At 72.4% G+C, this 12,608-nt stretch carries 10 protein-coding genes; 2 read left to right on the top strand and 8 right to left on the bottom strand.

All coding sequences use genetic code 11. From position 1 onward, the window contains the following. Positions 1 to 19 precede the first annotated feature (19 nt). The 3 genes from pfkB to ACIRO3_RS20570 form a co-directional block, all read right to left on the bottom strand. Positions 20 to 970 (bottom strand): 1-phosphofructokinase, encoded by a 951-nt coding sequence (pfkB, locus tag ACIRO3_RS20580; RefSeq protein ID WP_404138694.1) that lies wholly within the window; start codon positions 968 to 970, stop codon positions 20 to 22. Then, entirely contained in the window at positions 967 to 1,728 is a 762-nt protein-coding gene (locus ACIRO3_RS20575; protein WP_365999916.1) for a DeoR/GlpR family DNA-binding transcription regulator, read from the bottom strand. Before ACIRO3_RS20575 ends, pfkB begins: the two co-directional genes overlap by 4 nt. A gap of 157 nt (positions 1,729 to 1,885) precedes the next feature. Continuing rightward, entirely contained in the window at positions 1,886 to 3,451 is a 1,566-nt protein-coding gene (locus tag ACIRO3_RS20570; protein ID WP_404138691.1) for an MFS transporter, read from the bottom strand. 61 nt (positions 3,452 to 3,512) lie between these two features. Here ACIRO3_RS20570 and ACIRO3_RS20565 point away from each other — a divergent pair, with 61 nt between their 5' ends. Then, complete coding sequence (locus tag ACIRO3_RS20565) at positions 3,513 to 4,457, top strand: YafY family protein (RefSeq protein ID WP_366150150.1); 945 nt, start codon at positions 3,513 to 3,515, stop codon at positions 4,455 to 4,457. 149 nt (positions 4,458 to 4,606) lie between these two features. On the opposite strand, the gene ACIRO3_RS20560 is transcribed toward ACIRO3_RS20565, so the two are convergent. The 4 genes from ACIRO3_RS20560 to ACIRO3_RS20545 all read right to left on the bottom strand — a co-directional run bounded on the left by ACIRO3_RS20560 (position 4,607) and on the right by ACIRO3_RS20545 (position 9,200). After that, positions 4,607 to 5,584, bottom strand: coding sequence for an RNA polymerase sigma factor RpoD/SigA (locus ACIRO3_RS20560; protein ID WP_404138688.1), 978 nt, complete (start codon positions 5,582 to 5,584; stop codon positions 4,607 to 4,609). Between the two features lie 440 nt (positions 5,585 to 6,024). Then, on the bottom strand, positions 6,025 to 6,792 hold the full coding sequence (locus tag ACIRO3_RS20555) for a dioxygenase (protein ID WP_404139072.1): 768 nt from the start codon (positions 6,790 to 6,792) through the stop codon (positions 6,025 to 6,027). Positions 6,793 to 6,908: 116 nt separating this feature from the next. Continuing rightward, positions 6,909 to 8,441: an MFS transporter gene (locus ACIRO3_RS20550; protein ID WP_404138685.1), complete on the bottom strand. Its 1,533-nt coding sequence runs from the start codon at positions 8,439 to 8,441 to the stop codon at positions 6,909 to 6,911. An 84-nt stretch (positions 8,442 to 8,525) separates the two neighbouring features. Continuing rightward, positions 8,526 to 9,200, bottom strand: a complete 675-nt coding sequence (locus tag ACIRO3_RS20545; RefSeq protein ID WP_404138682.1) for a TetR/AcrR family transcriptional regulator — start codon at positions 9,198 to 9,200, stop codon at positions 8,526 to 8,528. 247 nt (positions 9,201 to 9,447) lie between these two features. Here ACIRO3_RS20545 and ACIRO3_RS20540 point away from each other — a divergent pair, with 247 nt between their 5' ends. Then, positions 9,448 to 10,725: a M6 family metalloprotease domain-containing protein gene (locus ACIRO3_RS20540; protein WP_365999911.1), complete on the top strand. Its 1,278-nt coding sequence runs from the start codon at positions 9,448 to 9,450 to the stop codon at positions 10,723 to 10,725. Here the strand turns inward: ACIRO3_RS20540 and ACIRO3_RS20535 are convergent. Continuing rightward, positions 10,712 to 12,595 (bottom strand): non-ribosomal peptide synthetase, encoded by a 1,884-nt coding sequence (locus tag ACIRO3_RS20535; protein WP_404138679.1) that lies wholly within the window; start codon positions 12,593 to 12,595, stop codon positions 10,712 to 10,714. The two genes, ACIRO3_RS20540 and ACIRO3_RS20535, sit on opposite strands and share 14 nt — an antisense overlap. Positions 12,596 to 12,608 lie beyond the last annotated feature (13 nt).

Genomic DNA, 12,608 nt, shown 5'->3' with positions numbered 1-12,608 from the left:
GCGGGCTCCTTCGCGCGCTTCAGACCGCGGCGGGTTCGGTCAGGGGGAGGTCCAGCGGCAGGTCTCGGGTCACGCGGACCGCGTCGGGGCGCAGGTCGGCGGGGGTCGGCATGGCACTGCCGGGCAGTTGCACGGCGGCCGCGCCGTGGGCCAGGGCCGAGGCGAGAGCCTCGGGGCCGGCGCCGCCGGCGATCAGGAAGCCGGCCAGGGAGGCGTCACCCGCGCCGACGTTGCTGCGGATCTCGGCGGCCGGGGCGGTGCCGTAGTGGCTGCCCTCGGCGGCGACGAGCAGTTGGCCGTCGGCTCCGAGGGAGGCCAGTACCGCCCGTGCGCCCAGCGAGCGCAGTTCCCGGGCGGCGTCGAGCACGTCGCCCAGGGTGGCGAGCGGGCGGCCGACGGCGGCGGCGAGCTCGTGGGCGTTCGGCTTGATGACGTCGGGGCGGGCCGGGAGGGCGGCGAGGAGCGCCGGTCCGGAGGTGTCCAGGGCGATCCGGGCGCCGGCTTCATGGGCCCGGGCGACCAGTTCGGCGTACCACTCGGGGCGCAGGCCGCGCGGCAGGCTGCCGCAGCAGGCGATCCAGGTGGGGCCGCCGTCGTGGGTGCGGACCGTCTCCAGGAGCAACGCCGATTCCTGCGGGGCGAGTTCCGGACCCGGCGCGTTGATCTTCGTCAGGGTGCCGTCCGGTTCGGCGAGGGAGATGTTGGAGCGGGTCTGGCCGGCGATGGAGACCGCCGTCACGTCCACGCCCTGCGCGCCCAGCAGTTCGGCGATCAGCGCGCCGGGGGCGCCGCCGAGCGGGAGGACCGCGGTCGTGCGGACGCCCGCCGCCGCGACGGCACGGGAGACGTTGACCCCCTTGCCGCCCGGGTCGACCCGGTCTCCGGTGGCCCGCAGGACGTCGCCCCGGTCGAGCGAGGGGACCTCGTAGGTCCGGTCGAGGGAGGGGTTGGGGGTGACGGTGAGGATCATACGAGCGCAACTTCCGTACCGGCGGCCTCGATCGCCGCCTTGTGGGCGGGGTCGAGCCCCGTGTCCGTGATGAGCAGGTCGATGTCGGCGAAGGCGCCGAAACGCGCGAAGTGTTCCTGGCCGGCCTTCGAGGAGTCGGTGAGGAGGACCACCCGGCGGGCCGCGGCCATGGCGGCGCTCTTGACGGCGGCCTCGGCGAGGTCGGGGGTGGTCAGTCCGCCGTCCGGGGTGAAGCCGTTCGTCGCGAGGAAGAGGACGTCCGCGCGGATCTCCCCGTACGCGCGCAGCGCCCAGGCGTCGACGGCGGCGCGGGTACGGTGGCGGACCCGGCCGCCCACCAGGTGGAGGTCGACGCCGGTGTGGTCCGCGAGCCGGGCGGCGGCGGGCAGGGCGTGGGTGACGACGGTCAGCGCCGATTCGACGGGGACGGCGGCGGCGAGCCGGGCGACGGTGCTGCCCGCGTCGAGGATGACGCTGCCGCCGTCGGGGATCTCGGCGAGGGCGGCGGCCGCGATGCGGTCCTTCTCGTCGGCGGCGGTGGCCTCGCGCTCGGTGAGGTCGGGTTCGAAGTCGAGGCGGCCGGCCGGTATGGCTCCGCCGTGCACCCGCCGGACCAGGCCGGCCCGGTCGAGGGCGGTCAGATCGCGTCGCACCGTCTCCGCCGTGACCTGGAAGCGGTCGGCGAGGGAGAGGACGTCGACCCGGCCGGCCTCGCGGGCCAGGCGGAGGATCTCTTGCTGGCGTTCAGGTGCGTACACGTGGATTCAGGTCCGTTCACGTCCGTCGAATGCCCGACTGTGTCTGTTACCTGGCACGGTACGCCCAGTTGCCGGTGAAAACAAAACAAACGGGCATGCCTGCTCTTCGGAGCGGACATGCCCGTTCGCCGTGACGTGTGGCGAGCGACGAGAGGGGCTAGTGGGCGCCCTCGCGCTCCTCCATCGGGACCGACGCGCGCGGGAGCATGAACATCACCGCGAAGATCAGGACCAGTACCGCCGCGACCCACCACAGCGCGCCGCGGAAGGCCTCGACGTACGGGGCGCCCAGGACCCGGTCGTCGTCGATCAGCCCGAAGAAGACGACCGAGGTCAGGCCGAGGCCCAGGGCGTTGCCCATCTGGCCGGTGGTGTTGATCAGGCCGGAGGCCGAGCCGGCGTGCTCGCGCGGCACCTGCGAGAGCACGGTGTCGGTCAGCGGCGCGACGATCAGGCCCATGCCGATGCCCATGACGACCAGCGGGGCGGCCATCTGCCAGGAGGCGATCGCCATGCCGTAGTGGTCGGACTCCCAGATGTAGAGGAGCAGACCCGCGGCCATGGTGAGCGCACCGGCCTGGAGCACCTTGCGGCCGAAGCGCGGTACGAGCTTCTGGACGGACAGGCCCGCGGCGACCGAGACGGCGATCGAGAAGGGGATGCCGGTGGTGCCGGCGCGCAGGGCGCTCCAGCCGAGGCCCATCTGCATGTACAGCGTCCAGACCAGGAAGAAGATGCCGGTCGCGATGCCGAAGGTCAGCTGGACGGCGATGCCGCCCGCGAAGCTCTTGACCTTGAAGAGGGACAGTTCCACGAGCGGGGAGCCGTCCTTGCGGATCTTGTGCTTCTCGTAGGCGATGAAGCCCGCGAAGACGACCGGCGAGAGGATCATGCAGACGAAGCCCCACAGCGGCCAGTCGTTCTCCCGGCCGTGGGTGAGCGGGAAGATCAGCATGACCAGGGCCAGGGTGGCGAGCACCACGCCGACCAGGTCGAGGCGCAGCGCCTTGGGGGCCTTGGACTCGGTGATGAACTTGCGTCCCAGGAGCACGCCGGCGATGCCGACGGGCAGGTTGATCAGGAAGATCGGGCGCCATTCGAGGTCGAACAGGTTCCACTCGGTGAGCAGCGCGCCGAGCATCGGGCCCGAGACGGCGCCGAGACCGACGATCGCGCCGAACATGCCGAAGACCTTGCCGCGCTCGTGCGGCGGGAAGGTGACGTGGATGATCGCCAGGACCTGCGGGACCATCAGGGCCGCCATGGCGCCCTGGAGGACGCGGGAGGCGACGAGCATGGAGGGGTTGGCGGCGATGCCGCAGAGCAGCGAGGCGGCGGTGAAGCCGGCGATGCCGAGGAGGAAGACGCGCTTGCGACCGTAGATGTCACCGAGACGGCCGCCGGTGATGAGGCCTGCGGCGAAGGCGAGCGCGTACCCGGCGGTGATCCACTGGATCGCGCTGGTGGAGGCACCGAAGTTCGCGCGCATGGTGGGTATCGCGATGTTGACGATCGTGACGTCGACGAGGTCCATGAAGGCCGCGGTCATCACGATGGCGAGGGCCAGCCAGCGGCGGCGGTCGGCGGGGGCGGCGGCCGCGACGGCCGCGGCCTCTGAGGCGCCTGAGGCGCCGGATGCGTCGGTAAGGAGGGTGTCGTTCCGCTCTTCTGGTACGGGCCCGTTCTCTCTTTCGGGCGATGCCTTGGCTGTCTCGGTGCTCATGGGGAGAACCTAGACGGCATGTAGGTCAGACGGTGACCTATTTCGCCGGCAACCTGGGGCCATGAACGACACCCCGGCGCGGTTGCTCACCCTGCTGTCCCTCCTCCAGACACCGCGCGAATGGCCCGGGAGCGAGCTGGCGGAGCGGCTGCGCGTGAGCGCCCGCACGATCCGGCGGGACATCGACCGGCTGCGGGAGCTGGGATACCCGGTGGAGGCCACGTTGGGCTCGGAGGGCGGCTACCGGCTGGTGGCGGGCGCGGCGATGCCCCCGCTGCTGCTGGACGACGAGGAGGCCGTGGCGATCGCGGTGGGGCTGCGGGCGGGGGCCGGACACGCGATCGAGGGGATCGAGGAGGCGTCCGTACGGGCTCTGGCGAAGCTCGAACAGGTTCTGCCGTCGCGGCTTCGCCGCCGGGTGAGCGCCCTCCAGTCGGCCACGGTCGCGGTGTCCCGGGGTGACGGGGCGACGGTGGACCCGCGGACCCTGACGACGATGGCGGCGGCGGTGGCGGGGCCGGAGCGGCTGCGGTTCGGCTACCGGGCCCGGGACGGGGCGGCCACGCGGCGCCTGGTGGAGCCGTACCGGCTGGTGAGCACCGGGAGCCGGTGGTACCTGGTGGCGTACGACCTGGAGCGCGAGGACTGGCGGACGTTCCGGGTGGACCGGGTGAGCGAGCCGTTCGCGACGGGGGCGCGGTTCGTGGCGCGGGTGCTGCCGATGGAGGCGGAGGAGTTCGTGCGGCGGGGGCTGCGGGGCGGGGAGACGTACCGGGTGGAGGTGACCTTCACGGCGCCGCTGGAGGCCCTGCCGGGGTGGCTGCGGGAGGACGCCGTGGAGGAGCGGGGCGGCTGCCGGGTGCGATTCGACACCGGGGAGGCGCCCGAATGGGTGGCGGCGCGGCTGGCGCTGACGGGTCTGGGGTTCGCGGTACGGGAGCCGGCGGCGCTGGCGGACAGCGCGCGGGGGCTCGCGGAGCGGCTGAGCTCGGCGGCGGGGGCGTAGCCGGGGGCGGCGCGCCGGGGGGCTCCGCACCGGGGAGGGGGCCGGGGCGCGGGCCAGGCCCCGGCCCGGCTGCGTGGCACGAGGGAGCCCCCGGCACCTGGGGGGGGTAGGTGCCGGGGGCTCGTGGAGGGGGCTCCTTCGCGGGCCGGTCAGGCCACGGCGTCGAAGCCGGTGTCACGCGCCATCTTCTTCAGTTCCAGCAGCGCGTGCTTCTCGATCTGGCGGATCCGCTCACGGGTCAGACCGTGCTGCTTGCCCACCTCTGTCAGCGTACGCTCCCGACCGTCGTCGATGCCGTAACGCATCTTGATGATCGACGCGGTGCGCTGGTCGAGCTTGCCCAGGAGGTCCTCCAGTTCCTCGCTGCGCAGCAGCGAGAGCACGGACTGCTCCGGGGAGATGGCCGAGGTGTCCTCAAGGAGGTCACCGAACTGCGTGTCGCCGTCGTCGTCCACCGCCATGTTGAGGCTGACCGGGTCACGGGCCCAGTCCAGGACGTCGCCGACGCGCTTGGCCGTCGATTCCAGCTCGGCGGCGACCTCCGCGTGCTCCGGGTCGCGGCCGTTCTCGCGGTTGAACTCGCGCTGTACCCGGCGGATCCGGCCGAGCTCCTCGACCAGGTGGACGGGGAGGCGGATGGTGCGGGACTGGTCGGCGATGGAGCGGGTGATGGCCTGGCGGATCCACCACGTGGCGTACGTGGAGAACTTGAAGCCCTTGGCGTAGTCGAACTTCTCGACCGCGCGGACCAGGCCGGCGTTGCCCTCCTGGATGAGGTCGAGCAGCGGCAGGCCGCTGCGCGGGTAGCGGCGGGCGACGGCCACGACCAGGCGGAGGTTCGAACGGATGAAGACTTCCTTGGCGCGCTGGCCTTCGGCGGCGAGCGCCTCCAGCTCCTCGCGGGCCGGGGTCTCCCCCGTGCGCTCTATCGCGTCGTCGAGGATCTGCCGGGCGTACACGCCCGCCTCGATGATCTGCGAGAGCTCCACTTCCTTGGCCGCGTCGAGCAACGGGGTGCGCGCGATCTCGTCGAGGTACATGCCGACCAGGTCGCGGTCTGCGATCTCCCCGCCCACGGCGCGAGCGCTGCTCGTGGACTGACGGCGGGCGACGGCGCGGGTTGCCATGCGTGCTCCCTTGCGATGCGATGAGTTCGGTCGCGGTGCGGCTGCCGGACGCGTCGTGTTTCTCCGAGTGGTGCGGATGATGCGTCCTTCGGACACTCTCCCGAGTGCCCGCTTTCGAAGGAAACAACGACTGGAAACGGGACAGAATTCCCACGCCGACCCCTCTTTTCCGAGATCTTGCAGTATGCTGCCCCGCCACGCCCCGTCACCGGAGGGGACAGGGTGCGGTCGGATCTCGAAGAGGTGCAGGTCAGGCCCTGGGTCTCGGCCGATCTTCCGGTCGTCACGTGGTGGTACGACCCTCGTGCTCGTGAGACCGCCGTCACAGGCGACCCGGTGACGTTCGCCCCGGAACAGCGCCGCCCTCGGCCGCACTCCCACCCTGAGGACGGCCGCCGCCGGCCTCTGGTTGCCTCGGGCTTCGGGCCTCGGGCCTCGGGTCAGCCGAACTGGAGGGAGCGCTTCGAGAGGCCCATCCAGTAACCGTCCACGGGGGTGCGGGGCGCCGTGAGGTCGCCGGTGGACTCGGCCGCGCCCAGCGTGACGAACAGCGGGGCGAAGTGTTCCGTGCGGGGGTGGGCGAGGCGGCCGGCGGGGGACTTCGTCTCGAAGTCGAGCAGGGCGTCGACGTCGGAGGCGGCCAGCGCCTCCCGGCCCCAGGCGTCGAACTCGGCGGACCAGCCGGGCACGCCCGGGCCGGTGTGCCGCAGGGCGGCGAGGTTGTGCGTGAAGAACCCGCTGCCCACGATCAGCACGCCCTCGTCGCGCAGCGGGGCGAGCCTGCGGCCGATGTCCATGAGGCGGGTCGGATCCAGGGTCGGCATGGACATCTGGAGGACCGGTATGTCGGCCTCGGGGAACATCTCCACGAGCGGGACGTACGCGCCGTGGTCCAGCCCCCGGTCGGGCATGTCCTGGACGGGTGTGCCCGGCGCCCGCAGGAGGGCCCGTACCGAGGCGGCCAGGTCGGGGGCGCCCGGCGCCTCGTAGCGCACGCCGTAGTAGTGCTCGGGGAAGCCCCGGAAGTCGTACACGAGCGGGACCGGTGCGGTGGCACCGAGGGCGAGCGGGGCCTCCTCCCAGTGGGCGGAGACCATCAGGATCGCCCGGGGGCGGGGCAGGGCGGCCGACCAGGCGGCGAGTTCACCGGGCCAGACCGGGTCGTCGGCCAGCGGGGGCGCGCCGTGGCTGAGGTACAGGGCCGGCATGCGGGTCACGGGGTGCTCCTCGATCGTCGGGCGGGGCACCGAACAGACCGACCCCGCTTCGTTCAAATTTGAACGAAGCGGGGTCGTCAGTCATTCCCGGGCCCGTGCCGCCGCGGTCAGTGGGCGACCACCGGGATCCTGACCTCGGCCTCGGCGCCCTCGCCGGAGGCCACCGGGCCACCCGCGCCGGGACGGCCCGTGGTGATCAGGGTGAAGGCGATCAGGGAGCTGGTCACCAGGATGCCGACGGCCCACCAGATGGCCGAGGAGTAGCCCTCGACCATGGCCTGGGCCTGGATCAGCTTCGCGGCCGGGCCGCCCGCCGCGGCCTCGGCCGCGTGGTCGGTCAGGTACGCGGTCGTCGCCGAGGCGGCGATGGTGTTCAGCAGGGCGGTGCCGATCGCGCCGCCGACCTGCTGCGAGGTGTTGACCATGGCGGAGGCGACACCGGCGTCGGCCGGGTCCACCCCGTGCGTGGCCAGGGACATGGCGGGCATGAACGCCGTGCCCATGCCGAGGCCGAGCAGCAGCTGCGCCGGCAGGATCAGCGCCGGGTACGAGGAGCCGACCTCCAGCTGCGTCAGCAGCAGCATGCCGGTGGCGGCGAGCAGGAAGCCCGGGCCCATCAGCAGTCGCGGCGGGACGCGGGTCATCAGTCGGGCGCCGATCTGCGTGGAGCCCGTGATCATGCCCGCGATCATCGGCAGGAAGGCGAAGCCGGTCTTGACGGGCGAGAAGCCCTTCACGACCTGGAGGTAGTAGGTGAGGAAGAGGAACAGGCCGAACATCGAGATGACGGCGAGGCCCAGCGAGAGGTAGACGCCGCCGCGGTTGCGCTCCAGCAGGACGCGCAGCGGCAGGAGCGGCGACTTCACCTTGGACTCGACGTAGACGAAGGCCGCGAGCAGCGCCGCGGAGGCGACGAACATGGTCACCGTGACGGTGTCCGACCAACCGGCGGACTCGGCGCGGGTGAAGCCGTAGACCAGCGCGACCAGGCCGAGGGTGGAGAGGATCACGCCGGGGACGTCGAGCTTCGCGGGGTTGCGGGCACCGGCGGGCTCACGGATGACGAACCAGGCGCCGACGGCCGCGACGATCGCGAACGGGATGTTGACGAAGAAGGTCCAGCGCCAGTTGAGGTACTCGGTGAGGAAGCCGCCGAGGATCAGGCCGACGGCGCCGCCGCCGCCCGCGATCGCGCCGTAGATGCCGAAGGCCTTGGCCCGCTCCTTGGCGTCGGTGAACATGACGGCCAGCAGCGAGAGCGCGGCCGGGGCGAGCAGCGCGCCGAAGGCGCCCTGGAGGGCGCGGGCGCCCAGCATCATGGCCTCGCCGGTGGCGGCGCCACCCAGCGCGGAGGCCAGGGCGAAGCCGATCAGACCGACGACGAAGGCGTTCTTGCGGCCCCACTTGTCGGCGATGCGGCCACCGAAGAGGAGGAGACCGCCGAAGGCCAGCGCGTAGGCGGTGATGACCCACTGGCGGTTGCCGTCCGAGATGCCGAGGTCGGTCTGGGCGGACGGGAGGGCGATGTTCACGATGGTCGCGTCGAGGACGACCATCAGCTGGGCCAGGGCTATGAAGACGAGTGCCTTCCAGCGGCTGGGGTCGGCAGCCGGCGCGAGGGTCGCGGCTGTTTTCGGCATGGGGGTACCCACTCACTGTGCGGAATGACTGGAAATCAAGGTTTAGGGAGGATTTACGACGCTAAAGGGTGCGACCCGATGGCGTCACATGCTTTTCCGCCTGAGGTCCCCCAGGGCGGCCGGGGCTCCCGGCAGCACGGAACGCGCCGGAGCGCGCAACCCGTCGAGGAACAGCTGGAGATGGCGGTGGACGAAGCGGTCCATGTCGGGGCAGCCGGTACCCGGGAGGGGGCGGCTGAGCTGGGAGAGGGCGACCATCAGGTCACCCGCGCCGATGTCCGCGCGGAGCAGCCCGGACTCCTGACCGGTGAGCACGAGCGTCTGCACGGCGTCCTCCAGGGCGACCCGGGACGCGAGGAGTTCGGGGTGCTCCTGGTCGAAGTCCCCGGAGAGCATGGGGCACAGGGCCCCGATGCGCTCGTCGGCGGCCGCGTGCGTGAAGTGGCACAGCGCGGCGAACGCGTCGCCCTCGTCGGCCGACGCGACCTCGGCGAGGGCGTTCTCCGCGTGCACGGTGACGCGGCCCATGACGTACAGGACCACGTGGTGGACCAGGGCGGCCCGGTCGGGGAAGTGCCGGTAGAGCGTGGCGTTTCCGATGCCGGCCCGGCGGGCGACCTCGTCGAAGGGGGCGGTCGAGCCGAGTTCGACGAGCACCTCGCGGGCCGCGGCCAGGATGCGTTCGCGGTTGCGGACCGCGTCGGCGCGCGGACGCGGAACCTTCGCCTCGATGCCGGCGACGGCGACGGGGGTCTTCATTCCGGGGCCTCCTCGGCGCTGCGCTCCCCCAAACGGGGAAGCGGTCCCCGCTTCGTGGGACGTAGATGCAAACGGGGATCCCGTCCCCGGTTATTTCACTCCTTGGTGTGACCTGGGTCACGGCCCCCTCGGCCCGGGATCCCGTTTGGCCTCTCCCGACGCGCGAGCGCGCCGCAGCCGTCGGAGGGTGAGGCAACGGAGAGCAGTCCGGACCCGGCCGGCTGCCGCGGACCCGAAGGCGATCTCCATGCCGCAGACCCGCCACCGGATACGCACACCACGCCGCACCTGCGCGTACATCGGCCTCACCGCGCTGGCCCTCGGCGTCTCGGCGACGGCGAGCGACGGGACGTCCCACCGCGGCCACTCGGCGGCCGGGCCCGTGTCCACGAGCGCCGAATCGGTGCTGGCCCCCTGCCGGATCACGGGCACCATGGGCGTCCAGATGTCCGAAGGGCTGCCGACGCCCCCCGGGTACTCGCGGTCGACCGGCGAGGTCCGGGCCCTGAACCTGATGATCGACTTCCCCGACGCCAAGGGCGAGGGCACGGCCCTGGACCGGCTGTCGGAGTTCTTCCCGCAGACCTCCGACTGGTTTCGCACCAGCTCCTACGGACGGCTGACCTACCTGGCCGAGGCGCCGATAAGGACGTGGCTGCGGATGCCGATGCCGTTCGCGGCGTACGGCATCGGGCGCGGCTCCCCCTACGAGCCCGGGTACCGCCGGCTCGTGGAGCACATCGCGAAGGCCGCCGACTCCGAGGTGGACTTCAGCCGGTACGACCTCGTCAACATCCTGGTCACCCCGAACGCCGGGCCCTCGGCCCTGGACACCGTCCTGTCCGTGACCTTCTCCGGCAACGGCGAGGCCCCGGTCGCCGACGGCGTGCCCCTCGCGAACACGTCCTTCGTCTACAGCCGTCAGGACGACGGCTCGGGCACCTACCGGGAGACCGGGTACCGGGTGCTCCCGCACGAGAACGGGCACGTCTTCGGGCTGCCCGACCTGTACACCGCCGACGGCGGCGGCACGGTCGGGCACTGGGACATCATGAGCGAGGACTGGGGCTCCAACAACGACCTGCTGGGCTGGCACAAGTGGAAGCTGGGCTGGCTCGACGGGGACCAGATCAGCTGCGCCGCCAAGTCCGGGGTGAGCGATCACGTGCTGTCCCCGCTGGCGGTGCGGGGCGGCACGAAGCTGGCCTTCGTACCGCTGTCGGAGAGCGTCGGGTACGCGATCGAGGTGCGGACCCAGGCGGGCAACGACGAGTCCGTCTGCAAGCCGGGCGTCCTCATCTACAAGGTGGACTCGGACATCGACACCGGACGCGGGCCGGTCACCGTGTCCGACAGCGCCGACGCCAGCGGAGGCTGTACCCGGCGGCCCAACGTGCACGCGGAACTGTCCGACGCGCCGTTCCGGCCGGGCGAGACCTTCAGCGACGACAAGGCCGGCATCAGCGTTTCCGTGGTGGGCGAGTTGCGCGACGGCAGCTTCCAGGTGCGCGTCACACGCCCCTAGCGGTCCGCCCGTCGAGGATCCGGCGCAGTTCCGCGGTGAACTCCGCGAGGGTCGGCTCCGTCAGCAGGGCCGCCAGCGGGATGTCGGCGTCCAGGCGCTCCCGGAGTGCCTCCACGACCGCGACCACCTTGAAGGAGTCGCCGCCGAGGTCGAAGAAGTCCTCGTCCGGACCCACCTCGGCGACGCCCAGGACCTCGCACCACACCCGGGACACCAGGGCCCCCGGATCCTCGGCGACCTCGCCGACGGCACCGGGGTCGGGGCGGGGGCCGGGGCGGGCGGCTTCGGCGGCGCGCTTGAGCGCCCGCTCCTCCAGCAGGAGCCGGTCGAGCTTGCCGTTCGTGGTCAGCGGCAGCTCCCCGATCACCTCGACGGTCGCGGGCACCATGGAGTGCGGCAGCCAGGTCCGCAGGACCTCCCGTACGGACGCCGGCAGGCCCTCGGCCGCCCCGTCCCCGTCCGGCACCACGTACGCGGCGAGCTGCTTCGCGCTGCCCGAGCCGTACGCGACCACGGCCGCCTGCCGCACCCCGGGGCACCGCAGGGCGGTGGCCTCGATCTCGCCGGGTTCGAGGCGGACCCCGCGGATCTTCACCTGCCGGTCGACGCGGCCCAGGAACTCCAGCGCGCCGTCGGGGCGGGCCCTGACCAGGTCGCCGGAGCGGTAGAGGCGGCCCCGCGGGTCGAGGGCCGGGAGGGTGACGAAGCGTTCCGCGGTGAGTTCGGGCCGGTTCAGATAGCCGAGGGCCAGGCCGGCGCCGCCGATGTACAGCTCGCCGGGTTCCCCGTCGGCGACCGGGACGCCCGCCCCGTCGAGGATCCACAGCTCGGTGTCCGCGACGGCCGTGCCGATGAGCACCGTGTCGAGGTCCGGGTCGCGCGGGCACACCCAGGCGGTGCAGTGGATGGTGCACTCGCTGGGGCCGTAGAGATTGGTGAGCGTGGCGGTGGAACGCGCGTGGAAACGTTTCACCAGCTCGGGTGGGAGCGGCTCGCCGCCGGTCAGGACCTGCCGGAGGCCGTCGAGGCGTTCGGCCGGGTCGCGGGTCAGCAGGAAGAGGTCGAGCAGGGACACCACGCAGTAGAACGTGGTCACGCCGTGGTCCCGGATCAGCTCCGCGAGGTGGTCCGCGTCGCGTTGGCGGCCGGGCTCGGCGAGCACGACGGCCGCGCCGGCCAGCAGCGGCCAGTACACCTCGCTGAGGTACATGTCGAAGGTGCACGCGGTGTGGTGGATGATCCGGTCGCGCTCGTCCATGCGGTGCGTGCCCTGGAGCGCCCGCAGTCGGGAGACGAGGGCCCGGTGGCTGATCAGCGAGGCCTTGGGGCGGCCCGTGGAGCCTGAGGTGTACAGGACCACCGCGGGGTCGTCCACCGACCGCGTGACGGGGAACGGGTCCCGCTCGGGGTGGTGCGCCCGGTCCTCCTCGGCGGCGTACTCCTCGGCGGCGTACTCCTCGTCGGCGTACTCCTCGTCGGTCAGGACGAGGAGGTCGGGGACCTCGGCGAAACGGGACCGGAACGCGGCGCCGGCCAGGACCGCCCGGGGCGCGCAGTCCTCGAACGCGGCCAGGGTGCGGCGCGGCGGTTCGTGCACGTCGAAGGCCGCGTGGGCGGCGCCCGCGAACACGGCGCCCAGCAGGGCCACCACGAACTCCACCGACCGCTCGTGGTAGATCGCGACGATGTCCCCGGGCCCCACCCCGCGGGCGCGCAGCGCGGCGGCGGCGAGCAGGACCCGGTCCCGCAGCTCGCCGGTGGTGACGACGGTGTCGCCGGACACCAGCGCGGGGTGCTCGGGGTGGCGGTCCCACCGCTCCAGGAGGAGTTCGTCGATCCGGCGTTCGGGAGGGACTGCGACGGTCGGCATGGAAGTGGACCTC

Origin of the sequence: Streptomyces sp. NPDC102278 (assembly GCF_044766345.1) — a bacterium.
Classification (GTDB): domain Bacteria; phylum Actinomycetota; class Actinomycetes; order Streptomycetales; family Streptomycetaceae; genus Streptomyces.
This window is presented reverse-complemented; position numbering and strand designations above follow the sequence as displayed.